The 24,909-nt window shown below is 44.0% G+C and carries 23 protein-coding genes and 1 pseudogene; 3 read left to right on the top strand and 21 right to left on the bottom strand.

The features are described 5' to 3' along the window. Positions 1–118: 118 nt before the first annotated feature. From MFP28_RS05420 to MFP28_RS05405, 4 genes are read right to left on the bottom strand one after another with little or no spacing between them, the layout of a single operon-like run. Positions 119–1,402 carry a glycosyltransferase gene (locus tag MFP28_RS05420; RefSeq protein WP_002906403.1) on the bottom strand — a complete coding sequence of 428 codons (1,284 nt, stop codon included), beginning with the start codon at positions 1,400–1,402 and terminating at the stop codon, positions 119–121. Continuing rightward, the gene (locus MFP28_RS05415; RefSeq protein ID WP_002906401.1) at positions 1,371–2,018 is read right to left on the bottom strand and encodes a hypothetical protein; all 648 of its coding nucleotides are present in this window, start codon (positions 2,016–2,018) and stop codon (positions 1,371–1,373) included. The genes MFP28_RS05420 and MFP28_RS05415 overlap by 32 nt, the downstream gene beginning before the upstream one ends. Then, positions 2,011–3,153, bottom strand: a complete 1,143-nt coding sequence (locus tag MFP28_RS05410; protein ID WP_002906400.1) for a glycosyltransferase — start codon at positions 3,151–3,153, stop codon at positions 2,011–2,013. The genes MFP28_RS05415 and MFP28_RS05410 overlap by 8 nt, the downstream gene beginning before the upstream one ends. Before the next feature lie 2 nt (positions 3,154–3,155). Next, a complete protein-coding gene (locus MFP28_RS05405; protein WP_002906399.1) occupies positions 3,156–3,926 on the bottom strand; it encodes an SDR family NAD(P)-dependent oxidoreductase in 771 nt (256 codons plus the stop codon). A 138-nt stretch (positions 3,927–4,064) separates the two neighbouring features. Between MFP28_RS05405 and pepT the strand changes: the two genes are divergently transcribed. Further along, complete coding sequence (gene pepT / locus MFP28_RS05400) at positions 4,065–5,288, top strand: peptidase T (protein ID WP_002906397.1); 1,224 nt, start codon at positions 4,065–4,067, stop codon at positions 5,286–5,288. Between the two features lie 43 nt (positions 5,289–5,331). On the opposite strand, the gene MFP28_RS05395 is transcribed toward pepT, so the two are convergent. The 15 genes and pseudogenes from MFP28_RS05395 to MFP28_RS05325 all read right to left on the bottom strand — a co-directional run bounded on the left by MFP28_RS05395 (position 5,332) and on the right by MFP28_RS05325 (position 22,171). Beyond that, the gene (locus MFP28_RS05395; protein ID WP_002906396.1) at positions 5,332–5,991 is read right to left on the bottom strand and encodes a DUF6572 domain-containing protein; all 660 of its coding nucleotides are present in this window, start codon (positions 5,989–5,991) and stop codon (positions 5,332–5,334) included. Between the two features lie 139 nt (positions 5,992–6,130). After that, complete coding sequence (locus tag MFP28_RS05390) at positions 6,131–6,685, bottom strand: hypothetical protein (protein ID WP_002906394.1); 555 nt, start codon at positions 6,683–6,685, stop codon at positions 6,131–6,133. Positions 6,686–6,701: 16 nt separating this feature from the next. Then, positions 6,702–6,839 (bottom strand): hypothetical protein, encoded by a 138-nt coding sequence (locus MFP28_RS05385; protein WP_155114568.1) that lies wholly within the window; start codon positions 6,837–6,839, stop codon positions 6,702–6,704. 392 nt (positions 6,840–7,231) lie between these two features. Beyond that, positions 7,232–7,573 (bottom strand): DUF2185 domain-containing protein, encoded by a 342-nt coding sequence (locus MFP28_RS05380; protein WP_032915895.1) that lies wholly within the window; start codon positions 7,571–7,573, stop codon positions 7,232–7,234. Next, a pseudogene (locus MFP28_RS05375) lies at positions 7,560–7,697 on the bottom strand (ankyrin repeat domain-containing protein); the annotation flags it as partial. The pseudogene MFP28_RS05375 and the gene MFP28_RS05380, both read right to left, overlap by 14 nt. 38 nt (positions 7,698–7,735) lie before the next feature. Further along, a complete protein-coding gene (gene imm47 / locus MFP28_RS05370; protein ID WP_002906391.1) occupies positions 7,736–8,533 on the bottom strand; it encodes an Imm47 family immunity protein in 798 nt (265 codons plus the stop codon). A 396-nt stretch (positions 8,534–8,929) separates the two neighbouring features. Continuing rightward, the gene (locus MFP28_RS05365) at positions 8,930–12,475 is read right to left on the bottom strand and encodes a pneumococcal-type histidine triad protein (RefSeq protein ID WP_002906390.1); all 3,546 of its coding nucleotides are present in this window, start codon (positions 12,473–12,475) and stop codon (positions 8,930–8,932) included. 9 nt (positions 12,476–12,484) lie between these two features. Beyond that, positions 12,485–13,423, bottom strand: a complete 939-nt coding sequence (locus MFP28_RS05360) for a metal ABC transporter solute-binding protein, Zn/Mn family (protein WP_002906389.1) — start codon at positions 13,421–13,423, stop codon at positions 12,485–12,487. A gap of 268 nt (positions 13,424–13,691) precedes the next feature. Continuing rightward, positions 13,692–16,871 (bottom strand): carbamoyl-phosphate synthase large subunit, encoded by a 3,180-nt coding sequence (gene carB, locus MFP28_RS05355; protein WP_002906388.1) that lies wholly within the window; start codon positions 16,869–16,871, stop codon positions 13,692–13,694. Between the two features lie 23 nt (positions 16,872–16,894). Next, complete coding sequence (locus MFP28_RS05350; protein WP_032909561.1) at positions 16,895–17,971, bottom strand: carbamoyl phosphate synthase small subunit; 1,077 nt, start codon at positions 17,969–17,971, stop codon at positions 16,895–16,897. Between the two features lie 114 nt (positions 17,972–18,085). After that, the gene (locus MFP28_RS05345) at positions 18,086–19,003 is read right to left on the bottom strand and encodes an aspartate carbamoyltransferase catalytic subunit (RefSeq protein WP_002906387.1); all 918 of its coding nucleotides are present in this window, start codon (positions 19,001–19,003) and stop codon (positions 18,086–18,088) included. 107 nt (positions 19,004–19,110) lie between these two features. Next, positions 19,111–20,394 (bottom strand): uracil-xanthine permease family protein, encoded by a 1,284-nt coding sequence (locus MFP28_RS05340; protein ID WP_002906386.1) that lies wholly within the window; start codon positions 20,392–20,394, stop codon positions 19,111–19,113. Between the two features lie 8 nt (positions 20,395–20,402). Further along, positions 20,403–20,921, bottom strand: coding sequence for a bifunctional pyr operon transcriptional regulator/uracil phosphoribosyltransferase PyrR (gene pyrR / locus MFP28_RS05335; RefSeq protein ID WP_002904664.1), 519 nt, complete (start codon positions 20,919–20,921; stop codon positions 20,403–20,405). A gap of 271 nt (positions 20,922–21,192) precedes the next feature. Further along, a complete protein-coding gene (locus tag MFP28_RS05330) occupies positions 21,193–21,825 on the bottom strand; it encodes a Pr6Pr family membrane protein (protein ID WP_002906385.1) in 633 nt (210 codons plus the stop codon). Between the two features lie 7 nt (positions 21,826–21,832). Further along, positions 21,833–22,171, bottom strand: coding sequence for a zinc ribbon domain-containing protein YjdM (locus MFP28_RS05325; RefSeq protein WP_002897401.1), 339 nt, complete (start codon positions 22,169–22,171; stop codon positions 21,833–21,835). Between the two features lie 274 nt (positions 22,172–22,445). On the opposite strand from MFP28_RS05325, the gene MFP28_RS05320 reads away from it, so the two are divergent. Beyond that, the gene (locus MFP28_RS05320; RefSeq protein WP_002906384.1) at positions 22,446–22,970 is read left to right on the top strand and encodes a membrane protein; all 525 of its coding nucleotides are present in this window, start codon (positions 22,446–22,448) and stop codon (positions 22,968–22,970) included. Between the two features lie 20 nt (positions 22,971–22,990). Beyond that, complete coding sequence (locus MFP28_RS05315) at positions 22,991–23,524, top strand: transcription repressor NadR (protein WP_002906383.1); 534 nt, start codon at positions 22,991–22,993, stop codon at positions 23,522–23,524. A 460-nt stretch (positions 23,525–23,984) separates the two neighbouring features. Here the strand turns inward: MFP28_RS05315 and MFP28_RS05310 are convergent, their stop codons facing one another. Beyond that, the gene (locus tag MFP28_RS05310) at positions 23,985–24,452 is read right to left on the bottom strand and encodes an 8-oxo-dGTP diphosphatase (RefSeq protein WP_002906382.1); all 468 of its coding nucleotides are present in this window, start codon (positions 24,450–24,452) and stop codon (positions 23,985–23,987) included. Between the two features lie 22 nt (positions 24,453–24,474). Further along, on the bottom strand, positions 24,475–24,900 hold the full coding sequence (locus MFP28_RS05305; RefSeq protein ID WP_223331327.1) for a hypothetical protein: 426 nt from the start codon (positions 24,898–24,900) through the stop codon (positions 24,475–24,477). Positions 24,901–24,909: the final 9 nt, after the last annotated feature.

Here is a 24,909-nt window from a genome sequence, read left to right as displayed (position 1 = left end):
ATCTTAAAAAAGACTTGAATAGACCAAAAAACCTATTCCTTGAAAAGAATAGGAAAATTTAATAATTCAGACACTTTAATATTGGAAGTATGCTTTAATAGTTTGTTGAGTTTTCCAGTTATAAATCAAGCTTGAGCAGTCGCCCCAGCTCTTGATAGAGAATCTCTGTAGGCTGATATTCTTTGCTTTGCTGGGAAAGAGTTTTCAACTGAGACCAATCCGTGCGATCTATCAATTCCTTAAAAAGCCGCAGCACTTCTGCATCAGTCTTTCTGCGAGCAACCAGCCCCACCTGAGCTAGCTCAGCACGAACGGCATTGTCAAACTGGTCATAATCCTGAGGCAAAATGAGACTGGGAATCTCGTGCTCAATACAAGACATCATGATGCCCGTTCCTGCGTGGTGAATGGCGAAATCTACCTTATCCAGAATATCTGTATAGGGCAGATAGTCAAAGAGCAGCAGGTTTTCCGCAAGTCTCTTCGGAGCATTGCCTAAGCCACTAGCTTCTCCCAAGGTGACGTAAAAGAGGTAATCTGGGTAGAGTTTGCTTAGCTTTTTCGCTCGCTCCACCATGCGCTCCTTCTCCCATTTCAAATGCGTACCGCAAGTCACTAAAACCCGCTTCTTATCGGTCTCAAAATATGACTCATGATCTACTGGCAAGCGATCAAAGGACAAGCATTTGTAGCCAAGCCAGCGGAGGTGCTTAGGAAAATCATCTCGAAACTCCAGCTCTTTCATGCCCAAAGCTAAGATAGAGTAAGGCGAGTAAATAGCTTCTGTGCCATCTTCCCGATAGAGTTTAAAATCTTGATAGTCTCCCAAACTCTTCCGGACCAAAGCAAAGGCCATTTTCTTTCCACAGCGAATAGCTTGCCTGCCCAAGGCATCTCTGAATTTGTACAGGACACCCTGATGAGGTTTCCAGCCTCCTAAATAAGTCGGAGTTGTCGTCCGGCACTCAATCGCAACCGGACTCGGAATCGTGGTTATCCATGGGATGCCAAAGCGATCAGAAATCAGGCCTGCTGGTGAAGCAACAAAATCCGCTATGGCCAAATCCGGTTTACCGCCCTCTTGCCAAATTCGATTTAACTCATCTATAACTTCTGGAATTAGTCTGGAATTGGCCCGAAACTGCTGATAGGCAATCAAAAGATTGCTTTGCTGCGGAGTATTGGCGATGTCTTCCATCACTGTCGGTCTTTCTGGAAAGAGAGCCAGACAGTCAAAACCAATTTCCTCCACTAACTCTTTCTTTTGGCAGCCAGTGATGACCCGAATCCGAAAACGCGGATCCGTCAGCAGAGGCTTGACTAAGGTCAAAGTAGGCAGCAGGTGCCCACTAAATGGCACACTAATCACATCAATCTTTATCACTTTTTCTAATCCATTCATAAACTAATCCTTTCACATCTTCCCTGTATTCATAATCAAAATGGTTGCTATCCACCATCACATCAGCTGGATGGCCATCTAGAAATCTGCTGTAAATATCCTTCCTGCCCTTGATGACCAGCAAATCAATATCCTTACGATTTAGGAGTCTCCGTGAAACAGGCCCCAGCGCAATCACTCTCATTCTGGAGGGCAGATTTCCCTCAGCCAAGCCCTCCAGCCACTGAGTCAGCATATTGAGCCCCGAGCTCTTGCAAATAATGACAGCCTCCTCAGCATCTAGTAAAGGAGACAAATGCCGTTGCAAAGCCTCCTGAAAGCGAGAATTGTAGAGAGTATGCCAATAGTAACGGATATTGGAAATGGAAGCTGTTAACAAGGAAACTTGGGTTTGTCTCCCATGCTCAAATCTCTGGTTAAACGGAAAATTACTAGCCACCACTGAGAAACCCGGTGGACAAATCTGCTCAAGAAACTCAAGCTGTCCTGCAGTCAGACTAGCACTCTCCAAATGACTGCTGCCACTGAGAAAAAGCAAGACCTTGCTAGATTTCAACATGGTTTGATCTAGCGACAGAGCATCCAACTTATCCAAGTACTGCTTCATCTTACTCATAGCGGATTTTCCCATCCGTCACTCGAATCTTCCTTCCCCGCCAGTTAATCACCCGCGGACTGAGCAAGACATAGAGGAAAAGCCAAGGCAAGAGTAAATCATTCAGGACTTCGTAGAACACCTCATCAGGATGCGGCCGACCGGATAGAATGTGACGACGATAAGCCAGCATCCAAACCGCCTTGACCAAGAGCAAAATCAAAGCCAGCAGCACAAAAGGCCAGCCAAGAAAGAAACTAATGAGCAAGGCAGGAAGGGGCAGGAAACTAGGCAGAGCAATTAAAAAAATAACCTTCCAGTCCAAGTGCTCCTTCAGATAGATAGAGCTAAAAAGCAGCCAACGCTTCATTTGCAGCAGATATTGCTTGGCATCCTTGATCGTAGTCCGGACATTACAGGTCACCCGCGTCTGGATAATCTCCACTCCCTTGCTGCGCAGAAAATCCGCTACAGCCAAATCATCACATAGAAAGTCTTTAATAGCACTGAAGAGCTTCTGCTCCCTAGCCAGTTCAAGTGGCAGGATGTAGAACATTCCATTAATCGAGTGGTTGGCTTTGACTTCTGCCATGGTAAAATAGGTAATGAAAGAATTTCCATTGACAAAAGCCGCTACTAGCTTAGACCAGAAATTACTTCGCTCCTGATTATAGGGAATGCCTGTCAAAATAACATTCTCACCTAGATGAGCTGCCAATTCTCCCATTTTTGAAAAATCAATGACGCTGTCGTCGTCGAGAACAATCAAATAAGGTCGAGTCAGCTCATCTATAATCTGCTCAATCTTATAACTCTTAGGATTAATCCCCTGGGGGACATCCTCCATGAGAAAAATGCGAATGCGCTGGGCATAAGAAGGATTTTGACAAATCTTGTCAGCCACTCGCTGCGCCTCTGGGTCAGACTGATCAATCAGCCAGTAAAACTCAACTGCTTCAGTCTGTTGGAGATTGGCTAATAAATCATTTTCCAAACGAGGATCACCAGATAGGATGGGCTGGACCACCGTATAAAGCTCCTCTTGAAAGTCCGATGAAGAGCTCTGCCCTTTTTTCAAATAAGCCAAAGACAAGAGCCAACGCAAGATAAAGAGAAGCAGGTAAGCAGATGTCAGCAGGAAAAAAATAAGTTTCATGTTCAAAGCCCCTTTCGTAGATATGCGCCAGCCAAATGGATAATCCATCTTTGCGGAAGTAGCTTCATGAGCCAAGCCAGTAGTCGATATCTCTTGCCCACTATAGCATAGGAACGGCCTTGCTGGAGCAGTCCGGTGATGCGTCGTGCTGCTATCTCCAGGCTCATCTGTAATTTAGCACCACCCAAAGCATCCTGCAGCTCTGGAGGAAAGATGGCAGTCCGAACCGGTCCCAGTATATAAAGACAAACTCTCATTTCAGAGCCTTTGAGGCGCATCTCTTCTTGCAAGGCTAGACAGTAAGTCTGCAAAGCGGCCTTACTGGCGCTGTAAGCTGCCAGATAAGGATGGGGACAAAGTGCCGCTAGTGATGAAAGCTGGACAAGTCTTATCTTGCAATTGCGCTCCGCAACTTGCTTGATCAGCCGAATCGGTGCTTGGTAATTGACCTGCCAGAGGGCATTTTCAGCAGCTTCCGAAAGAGATAGCGCTGGACCAAAATTCGCCACACCGCAGCAATTAATCAGTAGATCTGCCTCTAGCTGCTGAGCAAAATCGTCTACCGCAGCCGCATCCAGCAAATCCAAAACTCTGCAGGAAAGCTTAGCTCTAACTCCAGACAAGTCCTCTTGCAACTGAGTGAGCTTCGCTTCATCTCTGCCAACCAAGACCAGCTGGTCTGTCCTTTGAGCCAGTTCTCTAGCCAGCTGACGACCTACACCTCCCGAAGCCCCCAAAATCACAGCTTTGCTGATTGTTTTTTCCATTTGCATAGATATAGTTTACCAGATTTTGACAAGATATAAAACTAATTGCTAGATTTTGCCTTTATACCCAAGAAACGAAAAACATTTCTCACTCTCCCCTGAATATGCTAAAATAGATTTAAATGAAATGAAAAAGGAGCATTTATGAAATATCCTAATCTTTTAGATCGTTTCCTGACGTATGTCAAGGTCAACACGCGCTCAGACGAGACATCTACAACTACACCCAGCACCCAGAGTCAGGTGGACTTTGCCAACAATGTCCTCATTCCTGAGATGAAGCGGGTCGGCTTGGAAAATGTCTACTACCTGCCCAACGGCTTTGCAATTGGAACTCTGCCAGCCAATGACCCTAGCTTTACCCGCAAGATTGGCTTTATTTCCCACATGGATACAGCAGACTTCAACGCAGAGAACATCCAGCCGCAGGTCATTGAGAATTATGATGGCGGTGTGATTCCGCTAGGACAATCTGGCTTTAACTTAGATCCTGCGGACTTCGCCAGTCTCCATAAATACAAGGGCCAAACTCTGATTACGACTGACGGAACCACTCTTTTGGGAGCAGATGATAAGTCAGGTATTGCTGAAATCATGACTGCTATCGAATACCTGTCTGCCCATCCAGAAATCAAGCATGGAGAAATCCGAGTGGGCTTTGGACCGGATGAGGAAATCGGTATCGGGGCTGATGAGTTTGATGCTGAGAACTTCGATGTGGACTTTGCCTACACAGTAGACGGCGGCCCTCTAGGAGAACTCCAGTACGAAACCTTTAGCGCTGCTGGAGCAGAACTGACCTTCCAAGGCCGCAATGTCCATCCGGGAACTGCTAAAGACCAGATGGTTAACGCTCTTCAGCTGGCTATTGACTTCCACAACCAACTGCCAGAAGCCGACCGACCAGAGAAAACTGAGGGCTACCAAGGCTTCTACCACCTGATGAACCTGACCGGTACTGTCGAAGAAGCTCAAGCTAGCTACATTGTCCGTGACTTTGAGACAGAGGCTTTTGAAAATCGCAAAGCTGCTATGCGGGCCATCGCTGATAAGATGAACCAAGAGCTGGGCAACGAACGCGTTATCTTGACCCTCAAAGACCAGTATTACAACATGAAACAGGTCATTGAAAAGGACATGACACCTATCCATATCGCCAAAGCAGTCATGGAAAGTCTGGACATCCAGCCTATTATCGAGCCTATCCGTGGTGGAACTGATGGCTCTAAAATTTCCTTTATGGGCATCCCGACCCCTAACCTCTTTGCCGGCGGCGAAAACATGCACGGCCGCTTCGAATATGTCAGCCTAGAAACCATGGAACGCGCTGTCGATACCATCATCGGCATTGTTACCTACCAAGAGTAAAAGAAAACCACAGAAATTTATGAGGAATTTCTGTGGTTTTTTCTCACTCTGGTAATTCTATCTTCAAACTCATATCTGTATTCTGTAATACCTTCTGAGCAGCAGCTAAGAAGGCTAGTCCATTATCCGATGGAGAATACTGGAATGTGATATGGATGACTTTTTTGTCAAAACTATCGCCATATCTCTCCACATACTGCTTGCTTTCGAGGAAGTAGATGTAGTTGTTGAGTTTTTCTTGCAAAATTTCCAGATGGACTGCTTCTATTTCTTCCTGCCAGTCAACTGGATCCACTAGAAGAAGCTCCAAATGATTATCAACTGTACCAATGGCGTCAAGTTCGCTAGGTTCCAGTTCTGAAACAATGGCTTTGGTGACGATTTGGGTAAATTCTTCAGGAGAAAATATTTTTTGGTTATAAGATAAATCATTGAAAATTAAGTCAGGGTTATTTTGTATAAAAATTTTATTCGACTCTTCTTGTGTATATTGTTTTTTAGATTTCCAAAAACCATATTGCGCATAAGTCATCAACTCTTTGCCAGTATGTTCTCCCGACATGTAACTATCTGCAGCTTCTTTGGGAATTTCTCTAATCACTTCTGGGCAGGTAATATTAAAAGTTGGATAACGCAAGAAATACTTATCACCATCTTGACAAATTTCCAACATATCTTTTTGACTTACATAAATTGATTCCATTCTTATCTCCTTTGCCTTTTACCAAATATCCACTGATTATTTATTCCCTATTTTTTTGCTTTTCTTATGATGTAATCCACCTTACTATAAAGGCCAGTGCCCTGTTTCAGCATAAATCATAACTTTATATGCTCCTCTATTAGTATGCTAAACCAAGTTTTGTCCATTTTCCTGTATCTAGATCTAATAGGAAATGAAAACAATCACGACCGTAGGAATCTCGATTCTCCTCAATAACTGCATCGCAAACAACTTTTATTTGGTTACTAAGAACATCTGTGACATAGACCATAGTATAACCCTCAGGAGATTTAACTTGATAAATGAGATTACCATATAAATCCAATATTTTCATTTCGGTAACCGAAGTCAGTTCAGACGAGATTCTATAAATAACTAAAATCAGTTTTTGATTGGGGTAGAAAGAGACTGATTCTTTATTAGGAATCTCTATTTCATGTTTTTTATTATAGCCCCAGGAAATAATGTCAGTCGACTCATGATATTGGAGTATTAACACCCCATCTATAGAGTAATAATAAAAATCTGATGCAATAAAATTTTTTCCAACTCCAATAAAAATAACATTTTTATCTTTATCAAAGTCTGCAAATATTATATTTTCTATGTGAATTTCTATAGTTTCTCCATTATTCTCCCACTTAACACTTTGGTCAGTATATTTAAACCTCATATAAACTATCCTCTCACTATTCTATATTACGAATTCCAATTATCTCTAAATGTTTCATTTTTTCTCTCCCCATCAACATTTCAATCTGATTGAGACCACCTGGCAAATCTACCTCTAAGTCTGGTATACCACTGCGACCAAACTTTGCATTCATATAATCGCTCGCCTTGCCGAAACCAAAGCCCATATCTTGTCCAAACACTAAGTTCTAAAGCGCCGAGGTCGGATCTTGACCGCATAGACAACTTTAGATACATCGTTCACGTCATCTGCATATTTGCCTGTCGTTGCCAAATTCTTCAATAAGTTTGGACCCAATGTGCCAAACTTCGTCAGATAAGCTAGTGATCCCATTTATGTCAAAGTCGTAGCTGCATCTATCCCAACCCAAATTCGATCCTCTGTTTAAAGACGATCGCCTGTTATCATGTCCTGACCTTGGAGATTATCACTTAATGTAAAAACAGGAACTTGCCTGCAACTAAAAGTGTATAAACAAGTTCCTTACAATACATCATAAAGACTTAGTCGAGATACAAATGATACTCAATTAACGATCTCCTCGATTGTAGTCTCTCTATCTCTCACCAAATCATAAAATCCTACGTGAACACCCTCCTCATATAGCCAGCATAAGTCTGTACCGTATGGAGCTTCAAAAATTTCCAGCATAACGGGAGCAATTTTTACAATGCTATTTGCTCCTAAGATTGAGAAATTTTTTGAATTAGACAAGTAAGCATCGCCATCTTCGATTGATAAAAGTGTCCAACCATTTAACTGTGGAATAGCAGATTTTTCACGATAGGAATATCGAATAGCTTTTCCATCAAGAATGTTGTTTGAAACAACGAAACCGCCAATATCTTTGCTGTTAATTTCTACCATCTTCATACTCCTTTATAATATCAAGCAGACTACTTCTCCAAGAATATTCTTCAGCATAATCTAGACATGATTTACCAGATTTATTTTTTAACTTATAATCCGAACCGGCCTCTAGTAAAAGCTTACGGGATAAAATATTTTACAATGTTTTATCCAATACTTTTAGTTTTCAACAGGATAACCATAAAAATACTTCATGCCTTCTACCCAATGTTTTTTGATTAGTCGATCAATATAACTAATCATCAAATCAATTTCATCTCTTGAAATTACAACATTAGTGTCAACTGGAACTTTTTCGCCCGAATAGATAGACAAAAGTGACGACTGAAGATATAAATGATATTTTTCTTTCTTTTGAGCAGCGATGTATAGAGCAGTCATAATTTCTTGTGTAAATAAACCAGGAAAAGCAAGAGAAGTATTATAATAATAACAATCTAAGTTTTTAGTTTTTACTACATCTATATATAGATTTTCTACTTCCTCTAACGTTGCGTTCTCTGATAAAACAGAGCGATATTCGAGAAAAGAATCCAACGCATCTTGTATAGCAATTTCTAAATCATTATCAGAATCTTCCCATTCTTGCCACAGCGTCAAAAGATATGGAATAACTTGATATGACATTGTTTCAATTGCACCAGTAACGAATGTAAAAGCTCCAAATTCCGATACAGAATCTAAAAAACGAAAATTATTAACATCTTTTAAATCATCATTTGTACACACTGAGCAAAATAACCTGATACATAAATTTAACACAGCTTCATCTTCTGTTTGATTCATTAACTCAATTAAAAGATTTTTAACGGAAAAATCTCCCTTTTTCATTATTTCAACAATTAACAGTATGCACTCACGCTCGTCTTGTACCGAAAGCAAGCTATTCTTTAATTCATCCAAACTTAATTGGCTTACCTCGCCATACCAAATTCCTGGCAGTAATACTTCACTCATCTATCAAGCTCCTATCTTAAACCTTGCTGTCTTTGCCATCTCAATACTTCATTTTGGAAATTAGTGACCTCAGTATGATTTGGATTATTTCCAAATACATATAGCCTCACTTTCTCTTTGATGTATTTTCAATACCTTTGGATCCTTTTTACCATAACCATTTTCATGATAAAAACTAGTATCTAATCCTTCTAATTCTGAATGCCTAATCGTTGATTCTCCAGTAAACTGAATATTTTCCGGAACATTCTCACCACCAAAGCTGTTCTCTGTTTATTTTAACACAATATCAATCAAATAAGTATATGCTTGTGAAAATCAAAAACGAATGATGGTATTAGACTTAGCTTGGTCTTCATCATTCGTTTTATTCTTGTTTTACATCAAAATGTAAGCTTAGCTAATCTGAACAGTTTTCAGCTGGCCGTCAGCTCCTGTAAAGCTGATGCTTCTGGTTGCAGGATTATAGCTGAAAGTCTCTGGGCTGACACCATAGAGCTGAGAAAGCTCCTCCAATTTCTGGTTGAATGCTTCCTCTGTCATGCCAAAACTCGCTGCTAAGCTTGATTGCACAGCTGGATTTGCAGTTGTCGAAGCTTCTGCTGGCTTATCAGATTGGTTTTGAGCTGCTTCTCTAGTGGCAGATTCGGAAGGTAGATTGCCAGTTTGCACAGTTTTTGGAGCACTGCTGCTTGCTGGCTGACCAGAAGTAGGCTGTTCAGCCTGTGCTTTCAGGAAGCCTTTTTGCACCGCATAGGCATCTGCTGCTTGACGCTCGGCTTCTGACAAGTCTTTCTTGTAAATATAGTGCTCGTGATCCAAATGGGCTACCCGATAGCCTTGCTCATCCGCTCCGACCATATCCTGCAGATTAAAATGATAGTCATCATCTTCCCTATGCTGAGAATCGGACTCGTTTGCCCCCTCAGGATGGACGAGTGACTGCTGGAAGGCCAGGATTTCCTTAAGTAGCTCTTTCTTGTCTGTAGCTCTCTGTCCAAGCTTATCAAAAAGCTGGTCCAGCTGCTGGTATTGCTGCTCACTTCCTTGATTCTTTTCCAAATACTGATGAATCGACATGAGCAGATTATAAAGCTGTTGATAAACTTCCTGATTTTCCGTGTTAGCTGGCTCTTCCTTTTGTCCAGCAATGGTTCGGCTCATCTGATCCAAAAGCTTCTGACTCGCTGTCAGTAAAGCTTGCTTATCTGAGCTGCTGCTCTTTAATTCCTTGCCTAGTTCCAAGATTCTAGCTGCATAGTCTGCTCGGCTGTTTTGGTCCTTTACTTCTCCAAGTAATTCCTGCGCTTTTCCAAGAAAGACAAGAGCTTGAGCACTCTTCTCGCTCTCATCCGAGGTGCCAAAATCATCATAAATCCCCTTCAAAAAGTCATAAATCATGGCCTTATAGGTTGGCTGATCTGGCTCTCCCTGATCCAGCTCTGTCTTTTCAGAGGACGGAAAAGGCTGGCCGCTAGCAAGGGCAGCTGCAATCTCTTTCTTAGTCTGATAGAGCGCGGGGAAAAGCTGCTGAAGATTGGTCGCTTCTATAAAGGCTTGGGACTTATAGAGTGTCAAGGTCAGCCCAGCCGCTTTTCTGCGCAGCTCAGGGCTCAAGCGCCCATCCTCTAATGCTTGGTAGAAATAACGAATATAATCAACCGCTGTGACGCCTGTCCGATCATGATAATCTTCTAAAGCGGATAATACTTGTCCTAGCTCTGCCATTTCAGCTTGATTCTGCCCAGCATAAGCATTTTGCAGACGCTGCAGCAAGTCAGCTTTCTTCAGTCCATAGCTATCCGTGTCAAGTCGGTTCATTCTCTCCAAAAGTCCTTGATAGCTCTTGTCTAGCTCTGTCTCTTGGATTGGCTTGACCGTCTGATCCACATGGATAAACTGCTTATCAAAGTTATCCAGACTGCTCAGGTAGCCAGCAGTTGAGTTGCTAGGCAGCTTCTTCATGGTTTCCACGAACTGCCCCAAAGCAAGCTCAATCCGCCGCTGCATAAGAGGATCATCGGCATAGAGACGCTGACTGTCCGCTTTTAGGCTTTCTACTTTTTGCAAAATAACGGCCTCATCATAATCGCCCTGCTCATACTTAGATTGAATCTGAGGCAGACGATTTTTCAAGGCTTCTGCTGCGCCCTTGGACTGAATCTTGATATAGTGGTTATGGTCGCCATGAGGAATGACAAACTGACCATCTTCTACCTGCAGACTGTAAGGCGAAAGACCTGAGCGCAAGGCTGTTGTGTAGAGCTCATTCATGAAGTCCAGCTCTGCATTGCCCGTTACCAGAGGAATGCGGACATGCTCCTTGCGGACAGCATAGGGGTGGATATGAGTCGGATCATAGGCTTGGTCAGGGTTATTAAAGACAAAGAAGCCATTTGAGATGCGAACCGCCTCCTTGGGAACGCCATAGGTTTGGCAGATATAAGCAATCTTTTCCTCATCACTGGCATCGCGTGAATAACGTTCAGCGTCATTGACTGCTGCTGACGGTTTTACTGGTTGCTGCTTAGCCAAGACCCGCTCCGCTGCTTGAATCTGTTCAGCAGTCAAGTCTTTCTTGTAAAAGTAATGAGCATGGTCTCCGTGCGATACCATGTAGCCTTGGTCGTCCTTGCCAATGACAGCCTCCGCATGAAAACCATGGTCGTGATCAAGCTGTGATGGTAGCTGAGGCTTCAAAGCTTGCAGTGGATCGCCCAGCGGCTCATAAGTATAACCAATAGGAATCAAGCGGGCAATCTTCGCTTCCAAGTCTGACAGCTTGTCATAAGGAATGAAATGATGATGGTCTCCGTGGGGTATAACGACCCCATTTTCTGTCCGACGACTGATTTTCAGCGGGTCAAACACCACGCCGTCTCCTTCATGATAGCGCTGAGACTGAGGCAGGGCATAGAGTTGCTGCAGCAGACTTGGTAAAGATGGCTGAGATGGTTGAGTCGGCTGAAGCGGATTTGGCGGATTCGGCTGAGTAACCGCTAAGCCAGGACTTGGCTGCTCAATCTTTGAATGATTTGGCAGCTGTGGAGACGGATTTGAGACTGGCCCACCCTGATTGATAGCACTATTCTGATTCCATGTGTTGGAAGAAGCTATTGTCCTACCGTAGTTAGGCGGATTCACACTTCCTCCGGTCTGCCTGCTATTCCAGTAGCTCTGAGCCGCAGCCAATTCTGCTGGTGACAGGTCGCTCTTAGGAATGTAGTGAAAATGCCCGCCATGCGGCACGATAAAAGCATCACCAGTATCTTCGATGATATCAGACGGACTAAACGTATAACCATCATCCGTCCTATATCCCCCTTGGCCTTGGTAAGAAACTCCTGCAAGGTCTGCTGCCGTCTTTCCCGCAGCTAAGGACTTGCTGGGCTGGCTGAAATCGCGAGTCTTGCTTGATTTTGCAGTGGAAGATTCGCCACTATCGCCTTCTTCCTTGGTCTTATGCAGCTTCTTCTGCCTAGCAATCTCATCCACTGAGCGGACATTACTGGTATGTTTGGCATCCTTGAGGTAGAGATAATACTTCCCCTCCACCTTGATGATATAACCATCCTTGACCTCATTGACAATATCTGTTTGCTGCAGCGTGTAGTTAGGATCTCGGATAATCAACTCTTCGCTGATAATGGCATCAAAAGGCACCTTTCCATCAAAGTAATGATAATGGTCTCCATGGGAAGTGACATAGCCCTGATCTGTGATTTTCACGACAATCTGCTCTGCTTCAATACCTTCCTCATCATTGATTTGGTCAGGTGTCAAATTTTTATCCGTCTTGTCACCCGAAGTCTTGTCCTCAATATAGGCTACTTTGTTATCTTTGGTCTGAGTTCGAGGTTGAACTTGCCATTGGATAAGCCCATAAGTTCCGACGCCGAGAGCTAATACAGCTGCTGAAACAAGGAAATATTTCTTTTTCATGATTGTCTTTTATCCTTTCAAATCTTTAGCTAAAACTGCTAGATTTTTTTCTAAATTTTCTAAATAAGATAGTTGGTTAGCTGGGTCTGCTTCCAGAGGATTCAGCTCCTTAATTTGTACACCTGTTGCCTTGACCAAGGTTTGAGCCACTTTGGAAGAAGCATTGCTTTCCACAAAAATGGTCTTCACCTGGTGCTCCTTGACAAAGTCTTCTATCTCTGTCAGCTGACGCGGACTAGGCTCCTGCTCCGGTGAAATACCCGCAATGCCCAACTGGGTCAGCCCGAAGCGCTTGGCCAGATAAGAAAAGGCTGTATGCTGGGTGACAAAGGTTTTGTTGGGCGCTTTATCGAAAATCTCCTGATAGCGTTCTGTCAGTTTTTTGGCCTCTTCTTGAAATTTTCGAGCATTGGCCTGATAAGTATCCCGATGGTCGCTATCCAGCTCCGACAGTTTGTCAGCGATAATCTGAGCTTCCTCTGCGGCCTTCTGAGGATCCAACCAGGTATGGGGGTCATAGAGCGTCTTCTCATCCACTCCCTCTCCCGCTTGGACATCTTCCAAGCCAGCGACTCGATCCAACTCCATTCCCTGGGAAGCCTCAAGGACTTGAACCTTGGAATTCTTGAGACTAGGATTCAGCTCTCCAGCCCAGGACTCCAAGGTCCGTGAGTGATAGACAAAGACATCTGCCTCATAGATGGCTGCCACATCATTGGCTGAAGGCTCAAAATCATGAATGCCGCTACTAGACTGAATCATGCGCACGTCATTCAGCTCGCCTGATATAGCCTTAACCATAGAGTAGATAGGATAAAAGCTGGTTACGATCTTCAAGCCTTGCGGCGGGCTGGATGGACTAGATTCTTTTTGTGACTGACACCCCCAGAGACACAAGGCCAGGGCCAGCAGACTAAGGCATGCTGAGAATTTTAAAGCGTGTTTCACAATATCTCCTTAACTAATTATTAACCGGTTTATTAACCGGTTAATATCATACACCTTGTCAACTTCTTTGTCAAGTTTTTTTAAGAAAATAAAGCAAAAAGGAAGTAAGATTCTTTCCCACTTCCTCTTTGCTTTTAATTCCAATATATTGAAAGGTTATTTAATATTACTATTCAAGGACAGAATAAGCTTGGACAGATGCTTTTCTCAAAGATTACTTTTCCGACTTGCAGACGGTAAAATGACAATCTGGAAGTCAAAAATCGTTCTATATCGCTTCTGTAGTGAAACTGCGGCTTTCCAGCACTTTCAGCATGGCATCAGCTGTGTCCAAGGCTGTGAAAAGTGGAACTCCGTGCTCAATAACTGAGCTGCGGATTATTTGACCATGCTTATCTGCTGTCCGCTTGGTTCCGACCGTGTTGATAATAGCCTGAACCTTGCCCTTGCGGATATAGGCTGGGATGTCCTTGTTATCATCACTGCCGATTTTTTCTACCAGACGGACGTGTAGGCCATGATTTTCAAAATAAGAGGCTGTTCCCTTGGTTGCCCAGATACCATAGCCAATATTGGCAAAACGCTGAGCCAGCTGCAGGGCTTCTTCCTTGCTATCGTCTGCAATAGTAAAGACGACATTACCAAAGTTTGGCAGATGGAGATAGGAAGCCTCAAAAGCCTTGTAGAGCGCTTTTTCCAAAGTTCGGTCGCTGCCCATAACTTCGCCGGTAGACTTCATTTCAGGTCCCAAGAGACTGTCGACCTTCGCCAGCTTGGTAAAGGAGAAGACTGGCGCCTTGATATGAACCATGGAACTTTCTGGATGAAGACCGTCCTCATAGCCCAGCTCTGCCAAAGTTTCCCCAAGGATCAAACGAGTCGCTACTTGCGCCATCGGAATATCGGTCACCTTGGACAAGAAAGGAACAGTCCGGCTGGCCCGTGGATTGACCTCAATGACATAGACCTGCTCATCTTTGATGACGAACTGAATATTCATCATGCCGATACAGTTGAGTCCCAGAGCCAAACGCTTGGTATAGTCTGCAATAGTATCCTTGACTTTCTGAGATAGGGTTTGTGGAGGATAGGCCGCCATGGAATCCCCTGAGTGAACTCCTGCCCGCTCGATATGCTCCATAATCCCAGGAATCAAGACCTGACGACCATCAGAAATAGCATCAACCTCACACTCATCACCGACAATGTAAGAATCAACCAAAACCGGATGGTCTGGACTGGCCTTAACCGCTGTCCGCATATAAGAGCGTAGATCCGCTTCGTTTTCTACGATTTCCATAGCACGACCACCCAAGACATAGGAAGGTCGCACCAGAACGGGGAAGCCAATCTTACGAGCAGCCTCTACTGCTTCCTCTTCATTAGTGGCTGTCTGACCCGGCGGCTGCGGAATATCCAGTTCCTTCAGCGCTTGCTCAAAGAGATCCCGGTCCTCAGCTCGATCCAAGTCCGCTACTTGGGTACCTAAAATCTTAACACCTGCCTTGGACAGTGGCTCTGCCAGATTAATGGCTGTCTGCCCACCAAACTGTACGATAACTCCTTTAGGCTGCTCCAGCTCAATGACATTCATGACATCTTCAAAGGTCAGCGGCTCAAAGTAGAGCTTGTCAGAGACAGAAAAGTCAGTCGATACAGTCTCTGGATTGCTATTCATGATAATCGCTTCATAGCCAGCTGCCTGAATAGCCTTTACAGAATGAACAGTCGCATAGTCAAACTCGACCCCCTGTCCGATTCGGATAGGACCAGAGCCCAGCACCAGAACTGATTCCTTGCTGGATTTGACAGATTCATTTTCAAAGCCATAGGTAGAATAGAAATAAGGCGTCGCAGACTCGAACTCAGCAGCACAGGTATCCACCATCTTGTAAACCGGCACAATCTTCTGCTCCTGCCGGATGCGACGCACCTGCTCGGCTGTCATGTCCCACAAGGCTGCAATCTTAGTATCCGCAAAGCCATTTTGCTTGGCTTTCTTGAGCACATAGCTATCTCCGATATGACTGGCCAGCTCCTGCTCAATTTCGTAAATATGGAGCAGCTTATCCAGAAAAAAAACATCAATCTTAGTCAACTCAGCAATTTCATCCGGACTGTATCCGCGGCGAATGGCCTCTGAGATATAGAAAAGTCGGTCGTCTTGCGCCTTGACAATCTTCCTCATCAGCTCGTCATCGCTTACTTGACTGAGAGCAGGCAACTCGTTGTGGTCCGCACCAACTTCAAGAGAACGGCAAGCCTTGAGCAGACTCTCCTCAATATTGCGGCCGATAGCCATGACTTCCCCTGTCGCCTTCATCTGGGTTCCCAAACGTCGCTCACCCTGCTCAAATTTATCAAATGGAAAGCGTGGAATCTTAGCGACTACATAGTCCAGAGCCGGCTCAAACATAGCATAGGTAGAGCCTGTCACTGGATTGATGATTTCATCCAATGTAAGTCCGACTGCGATTTTCGCCGCCAACTTGGCAATCGGATAGCCAGTCGCCTTAGAGGCTAGGGCTGATGAGCGGGAAACCCGCGGATTGACCTCAATGACATAGTACTTAAAGCTATGCGGGTCCAGAGCCAGCTGCACATTACAGCCCCCCTCAATCTTCAGCGCACGGATAATCTTGAGGCTGGCGTCCCGCAGCATCTGGTACTCATAGTCTGAGATGGTCTGACTAGGTGCAAAAACGATAGAATCACCTGTGTGGATGCCGACTGGATCAAAGTTTTCCATATTACATACGACCAGCGCATTGTCGGCACCATCCCGCATGACTTCGTATTCAATTTCCTTAAAACCTGCTATAGAGCGCTCAATCAGACATTGAGTAACTGGAGAGAGTTTGAGGCCATTCTCTGCGATTTCCTGCAGCTCTTCTTCATTGCTACAGATACCACCGCCAGTTCCTCCCAGTGTAAATGCCGGACGGACAATGACTGGATAGCCGATGCCAGCCGCAAATTCCAGCGCTTCATCCACTGTATTGACAATTTCTGACTCAGGGATGGGCTGGCCAAGTTCTTCCATCAGCTGCTTGAAGAGATCCCGGTCTTCCGCTTTGTCAATGGCCGATAACTTGGTCCCTAAGAGTTCCACTCCCAGCTCTTCTAAAAGCCCTGACTTGGATAATTCCATAGCCATATTGAGTCCAGTCTGACCGCCCAGAGTAGGCAGAAGAGCATCTGGCCGCTCCTTACGCAATATCCGCGCAACAAACTCCAGCGTGATAGGCTCGATATAAACTCGGTCTGCAATTTCCTTGTCCGTCATGATGGTCGCTGGATTAGAATTAACCAAGACAACACTGTAGCCCTCTTCTTTCAAGGACAGGCAAGCCTGAGTCCCAGCATAGTCAAACTCCGCAGCCTGACCAATAACAATCGGACCAGAACCGATGACCATAATTTTCTGAATATCTTTACGTTTTGGCATAGTGCACCTCTCAATCTTGCTTCCTAGTAAGCCTGATGGGCATCCATCATTTCCATAAACTCATCAAAGAGATAATCTGCATCATGCGGTCCCGGCGCAGCATCCGGGTGGAACTGCACAGAAAAAGCTGGATAGTCCCGATGGCGCACACCTTCGACAGACTTATCATTGATTTCTTCATGAGTCACAATCAGGCATTCTGGCAAATCCTCACGACTGACTGCATAGCCGTGATTTTGACTTGTAAAGTCAACTCGGCCTGTCGCAATCTCACGTACCGCATGGTTGAAGCCACGGTGGCCGAACTTCATCTTATGCGTCTTTGCACCATTAGCCATGGAGAAGAGCTGATGTCCCATGCAGATTCCGAAAATTGGAATCTTGCCCTGAACACCACGAATCATGTCCAGAGCCTCCGGCACATCTTCCGGATTTCCCGGTCCATTTGACAGCATGACGCCGTCAGGATTGAGCTGGAGAATTTCCTCAGCTCTGGTATCATAAGGTACTACTGTCACACTACAGTTGCGTTTGGCTAACTCCCGCAGGATAGAATGCTTGAGACCGAAGTCCACTAATACCACACTGCGACCCGTTCCCGGAGCTGGATAAGACTGCTTGGTAGACACCTGCTTGATGTTATCAGTCGGCAGAACTGTAGCCTGAAGCTGGTCTTGCAAATGCTCAATACTATCATCCGCATTGGCAATGGTCGCCCGCATAGTTCCATGCTGTCGGATAATCTTGGTTAGCGCCCTTGTATCAATTCCCGAAATGCCTGGTATCTTCTTGATTTTGAGGAACTCATCCAAAGACAATTGCTGGCGCCAATTGCTTGCACGACGTGCATACTCATAGACCACCACTCCCTTGCAGGTTGGCAGAATGGATTCATAATCGTCCCGATTGACACCATAATTTCCAACCAAGGGATAGGTAAAGGTCAGAATCTGGCCGTTATAAGACTGGTCCGTAATTGATTCTTGATAGCCTGTCATGCCTGTGTTAAAGACGATTTCGCCTGTCACGAAAAGATCCGCTCCAAAAGCTTCCCCTTCGAAAATCATGCCATTTTCTAATATTAAAAGTCTCTTTGCCATTGTTCCCTCCTGTCCAAGATGCAGACCGCCCATGACCATCCACATAAGATATATAATAATAGGGAGTGGGATTGCTTCACACAGCTTCACCCACTCCCGGCCTACTGTCCGAGATTATTGACGACCTTTCAGAACTGCTTCGATAATAGCCATTCTGACAAAGACGCCGTTGGTCATTTGTTCAACGATACGCGATTTTGGTGCTTCAACCAGATGATCCGCAATTTCTACATCGCGGTTAACTGGAGCTGGATGCATGAGAATCGCTGTATCTTTCATACGGTCATAACGCTCTTGAGTCAGCCCATGCAGTCTGTGGTAATTTTCTTTAGAAAAGATGGACTCGTAGTCATGGCGCTCATGCTGCACGCGCAGGAACATCATGACATCCACTCCTTCAATCACCTCATCAATAGTGACAAACTTACCATAGTCCGCAAACTCTTGGCTCCGCCATTCTTCCGGACCTGCAAAGTAGAGCTCTGCCCCCAAGCGCTTGAGAATTTGCATATTTGACTTAGCCACGCGCGAATGGTCCAAGTCACCAGCAATCGCAACCTTGAGCCCTTCAAAGCGACCAAACTCTTGGTAAATAGTCATCAGGTCCAGCAAGCTCTGGCTAGGATGCTGACCAGAACCGTCTCCTCCGTTAACGATGGAAGTCGTAATTGTTGGACTTTCAACTAGCTCTTTGTAATAATCTACTTCTGGGTGGCGAATGACACAGACATCAACGCCTAGGGCAGACATGGTCAAGATAGTGTCATACAAGGTTTCTCCTTTATTGACCGAGCTGGTCTTGACATCAAAGTCCAGAAGATCGCAGCCTAACTTTAACTCCGCTACCTCAAAGGCCTTGTGGGTCCGAGTCGAAGGCTCAAAGAAGAGGTTAGACACGATATGCTGCTCATCATAATGAACTTTAGCGCCATTTTTAAATTCGATTCCGCGTTTAATCAAGGCCATAACTTCTTCATTTGACAGAGTTTCCATAGAAACAAGGTTCTTAAGAGCGATTTGATTGGATGACATGATGTAATTCTCCTTTATGAAAGAATGAGGGCTTCCAGAGTGCTGCAAGTAAAGTCGCTCTGAGAGCAAGCTATTTTTGAACAAAAGTTAATGATTTATCGCCTGGCTCAATCCTTGGGCTCAGGCAGGACAAGATAGAGGACAATTCCCAGAATAGTTGACAAGGCAACTCCTGAGATTTGCAGACCCGACAACTGCAAGGTCAGACCACCGATACCAGATACCAAGATGACACTGGCAATCAAGAGGTTCTTTTTATTGTCAAAGTTGGTCTGTGCTTCGATCAGAATCTTGAGACCACTCGAAGCAATTACCCCAAAGAGAGCGATGGAAATACCACCCAGCACAGGACTCGGGATGGATTGGAGCAGGGCTGAGACCTTGCCCACAAAGCTCATGACAATGGCCAGCACTGCTGCGCCAGCAATGACATAGACACTGTAGATTTTATTGAGCGCCATAACTCCGATATTCTCTCCGTAGCTAGTCACCGGCGGTGCTCCGAAAAGCCCTGCAATAATCTGAGCCAGACCATCTCCGGTCAAGGTCTTGTCCAGTCCTGGATCCTTGAAGAAATCCTTGCCTGTCAAGCTATTCAGCACCATAACATGCCCGAAGTGTTCTGTCATGGTTACAAAGGCGATAGGCGCCATGGTTAAAATCGCACTAGGATAAAATTTCACATCGTAGTCCAAGAAAGGCAGACTCATAGGCGGAAGGTGGAACCAAGAAGCTTGCCCAACCTTAGCAAAAGAAACGATTTCCTGCCCAGTCACAGCCCCTAAAATCAAGCTAAAAATGTAGCCGACTATCAAGCCTAGCAAGACTGGGATGATTCCCACAATCTTCTTACCATAGATATTAAAGAGAATGACTGCCAAGAGAGTGACCATACCGATAATGAAGTAGGTCAAATCATAAACCTTTTCCCCATTTGCTACAGTCTTATTCATCACATCGCTAACAGCTGTTCCAGCCAAGCTCAGACCGATGACCATGATGATAGGCCCTACCACTACTGGAGGCAGCACCTTGTCAATCCAAGCATTACCAGCAAACTTGACAATCAGTGCCACGATAAAGTAAACCAAACCACCAGTGATGGCTCCCTGAGCAACCGCTCCGATACCATCTGTCTTCATCAGCATCTGCATGGCTGCGATATAAGCAAAGCTGGATCCCATGTAAGCCGGAATCTTGTACTTGGTAACAGTCAGATGGGCCAGTGTCCCCAGACCGCTGGAAAAGAGGGCTACCGCTGGGTCAATTCCCACCAGAATCGGTACCAAGACTGTCGCCCCAAACATGGCGAACAAGTGCTGAAAGGATAGTCCTAAAAGCAGACCTGGCTTTGGCATATCATGCACATCATACTTAACATCTTGACTCATTTAGCTTATTACTCCCCCATAATCAACACGCGATCTTGACCGTCTGTCTCGGTCATCTCAACGATAATCTCCTCAGTTTGGCTAGTCGGAATGTTCTTGCCAACATAGTCTGCCCGTATAGGCAGCTCACGGTGACCACGGTCTACCAAGACAGCCAGACCAACCCTAGACGGCCGTCCGTGACTGACCAGATTGTCAATAGCTGCTCGAATGGTCCGTCCTGTGTAGAGGACATCGTCGATTAGGATTACTTGACGGTCGGTAATATCTACTGGAATCACTGTCGTATCTTCCTCAACCTTGATATCATCTCGGAAAGGCTTGGTATCTACTTCTGCGACCGGAATATCAATATTCTCCAACTGAGCCAACCGCTTCTGAATGCGGTGTGCCAAGTGAACCCCGCGGGTCTTAATGCCAGCCAAGACTACTTGGTTCAAGTCCTTGTTGCGCTCGATGATTTCATAGGTAATCCGCGTAATCGCGCGATTCATGGTGATGTCATCGACAACTTCTTTTGTTTTCATTCTTTCCTCCTCAAACAACAGAAAAAGTCTCCTTATTACAAGGAGACTTCAGAAAAATCTAGTCAGGCAAGCTAAAACAAGACGCACTTGCTTACACTCCACCCATCTTTTTACTTGCTCCTTGTCTATCTCTCTGGATAGAATTAAAGGATTATTTAATTTTTTATACTATATCACAAATTCAAAACTATTTCAAGAAAAAAATTGTATTTTTTCTGTTTGACTAAATAAGGATTAGTGAAATCTGTTTTTCATCTACAAGTACATGTCTCTAAGAAGTCTTCTTCTTTGAGAAAGAGATAGATTTTATCCCATAAAAGACAAAGCCAAATACCAGATAGGCTGCAAAGATAATCATACACATCTGGATGACATAAGGCCAGCCTTTCTTAAAGACATTGAGGAAAAAGTAAGGAAACGGATTGTCCTTGGATCTTGGAATATCTATTTTCAGGAAGAAGCCATTAAAGAGGGCAAAGGCCATGTAGACCAAGGGCACACTTGTCCAAGAAATCGGATCAAACCAGCGGTACTGGCGCGATTTGTCAAAGATTACTGTATCCAGAAGAAAAGCCAAGGGGACTATATAATGACAAAGAAAATTCTCTAAACGGTAAAAATCTGTCGCAATCGGTGCCAGCAAGAGGTGATAAACGACACAAGTAATCATGATGGACATGGTCACCCCGCCCTTGATTCTCAAGATTTTAGGCACCTTCCAAGCATCTCCAGGTCTCGTCATCAGATAGACCAGGTAGCCCGTAAAGAGCAGGACCAAGAGATTGGACAGAACCGTATAGTACATGAGCATGCCCACGCCATACTTAGTGATTTCCAGATACACACCCAAAAAGGCTAGAATAAACAGAATAATTCGATAAATTAAGATAAAACTGCGATTCATAAAGACCTCAAATTTTCTTAACAAACTCTGACTTGAGCTTCATGGCACCGAAGCCGTCAATCTTACAGTCAATATTATGGTCGCCTTCCACGATGCGGATATTTTTCACGCGCGTTCCTTGCTTGAGATCCTTAGGTGCACCTTTGACTTTCAGATCTTTAATCAAGGTAACTGTGTCGCCATCTGCCAGCTTATTGCCATTAGCATCAATCGCTACTGGACCTTCCTCTGCTTCTTGGACCTCAGCTGGATTCCATTCATAGGCGCATTCTGGGCAGACCAAGAGCGTTCCATCTTCGTAGACATACTCTGAATTACATTTGGGACAGTTTGGTAAGTTGTTCATTTTTTCTCCATTTCTAGTCAAGGCTGCTAAATTTCCATACCAGCCTTCTATGTATGATTAAGCTCTTCTTTCATTCTTCAAGTCCAGCAGAACACTAATCGATGTGAAGGTCAACTAAATCCTAAAAATCTAGTTTTCTCCTATTTCCACACCTTTCTAGTATAAGCTATTTTAAGCATTTTGACAAATCTCTTTGAGGATTTCCTACAGGTCTTGACCTTTCTGCAAAAACAGTATACTATACTAGTGTATATACAGATAAAAAGGAGTCACTATGAAACCAAAATCTAAAAATCAGTTTATGACACTGACCGCTTTTTTGACTGCACTAGCTATTGTTATCCCACTAGTTATGCCGATTAAAATTGTCATACCGCCCGCTTCCTTCACCTTAGCCAGCCATGTCGCTATTTTTTTGGCTATGTTTATTTCCCCTCTCATGACGGTGATTGTCGTGATTGGGTCTGCTATTGGGTTTGGAATGTCCGGACTTCCTTTTATCATCACTCTTAGAGCCCTGTCCCACTTGCTCTTTGCTAGCATCGGCGCTCTTTATCTGCAAAAGCACCCGGACACACTGGACAGCCAGAAGAAGACTTGGATATTTAATTTCCTACTGGCCTTGATTCATGCCTTTGGTGAAGTGGTCGTCTGCATCCTCTTTTACACGACTTCTGCCTATCCTGCTAATGCTTTCTATATCTTATTTGGTCTGGTTGGACTTGGTACGGTCATCCATAGCATGGTCGACTTTGTCATTGCTAAGTTCATCTATCAAGCGCTGAAAAAGATTCGCTAGAGCTTGAAGATTCCTGACTTTTGGTTTACAATGAAGCTATGACCAAGCAAAGACGAGAAGAACTATTAAACCTTTTGAAAACATCATCTGCTGCCCTTAACGGCCAGTCACTGGCTGAACATTTCCATGTGACCAGGCAGATTATCGTGCAAGATATTGCCCTCTTGCGGGCTGATGGTGCCCCCATCCTCTCAACCAATCGTGGCTATCTTTATAAAGACCGCCAAGAAAATGCTGCTGTCCATCAGCTCTTCAAGGTTCAGCATGGGGCTGAGGATATGGAGGCCGAGCTGCTGGCTATCGTGGATAATGGCGGACGCGTACAGACTATTTTGATTGAGCATCCAGTTTACGGCGAAATTCAGACTTATCTGAAGCTGACCTGCCGCCGAGATGTCCAGCATTTTCTCCAACAGGTCGCATCCTGTGCCTTTCGCCCCTTATCTGAGTTGACAGATGGAGTCCACTATCACCTAGTACAAGCCGACTCCCAGCAGGATTTGGACTATGTAGAATCTGCCTTGAGAGACCTAGGATTTTTACAGGATAAATAACAAGCAAGAAAAAGACTGATTAGGCCCCAACCTATTCAGTCTTTTTAGTACATACTCTTGCGCCAACCGGCTTTCAAATGATAGATAGTCGCTATAAAAATCACTGATAAAACAATCAAACTATTCTTTAAAAGAAATTAAAAAAATTAATATTCCAGAAAATACAATACTAATAATTGACAAGACCAAGACCCTATTCTCGCTTAAATCTGTGTACAAAGAATAAAGAAAAATGAGCAAATTAAGCAAAATCACTGATCTATAAAACCTAGATTGACTCTGCTTCCATCCTTTTAAAGTATGAAAAGCAAATGGAAATCTCAAACCGAATCCAGCATTTCTAGAAGAAAAAAATGGTTTAAGCCCAAAAGAAAAAATGCAACAATAGCAATCCATAATGAAATCATGACAGTCATCCACCTTTCTATCTTTGCACTTCAGACACAAAAGGAAACATTTTTTAATACATACTCTTGCGCCAGCCGCCTTCGATACGCTCGTGATAGTAATATTCTGACAGTTCCTCATCTTCCATCATACGCAGAAGTTCTAACATATCGTAGGCCAAGTCCAGCTGGGGCAGGCTATCCTTGTCTACCCAAGAAATCTCGCCCTCTTCTGTCGAATGAATCTGACCAGAAAATTCGGTCGCTTTGTAACAAAAAACGATGTAGCGAACTCCTTCATCCGTATGCCAGTTCTTAACCCCAACCAATTTCGGAAGAGAAATAGTCAACCCCGTTTCCTCTAAAATCTCACGGACAACTGAATCATGGAGAGATTCTCCCTTTTCAATATGACCACCCGGAAAAGCATATCCAGACCAACGATAGCGCTCAGGAGAGCGATATTGCATTAGAAGTTTACCGCGCGATACATCTTCAACAAGGCAGATGTTTGTTAGAATTGTTTCTTGGGAACGTGACATAGTTTCACTCGCTTTCTATTTGTTAATATTCAATCCGAAATTTCACTTCGGACTTCATCATAAAAGGATTAACTAAATCGTGGTATTCACGATAACCATGAAGCAAAGTTCCTCTAACGATGATAACTTCTCTATCTACTATTCTAAAATCTACTGTAATTGGAATGCGTGAATCTTCTATAAAAGAAAAAGATAAAAGTGAAACACCCCAGATACAAAAAACTGCAAAAGCACTAAAAAGCTCTAGGATACGATGTCGCTTTTGATCTATCCTTGATTTATAAAATTGAGACCATAAATGAAACAATAAAGTTAAACCAAGACAAAACAACCAGATATTCCACATAGTTGGAATAAATGCTAAACCAAATGTTAATAAAATAAGATGGAAAATGACAAAGGATAACAAGGCAAGATAAACTATTCTAAATAAATTTAAATATCTCAAAATAATTTT

Source organism: Streptococcus sanguinis, assembly GCF_050234405.1.
In the GTDB taxonomy this organism is placed as follows: domain Bacteria; phylum Bacillota; class Bacilli; order Lactobacillales; family Streptococcaceae; genus Streptococcus; species Streptococcus sanguinis_W.
The sequence above is the reverse complement of the archived record's forward strand: the minus strand, read 5'-3'. Positions and strand labels throughout refer to the sequence as shown.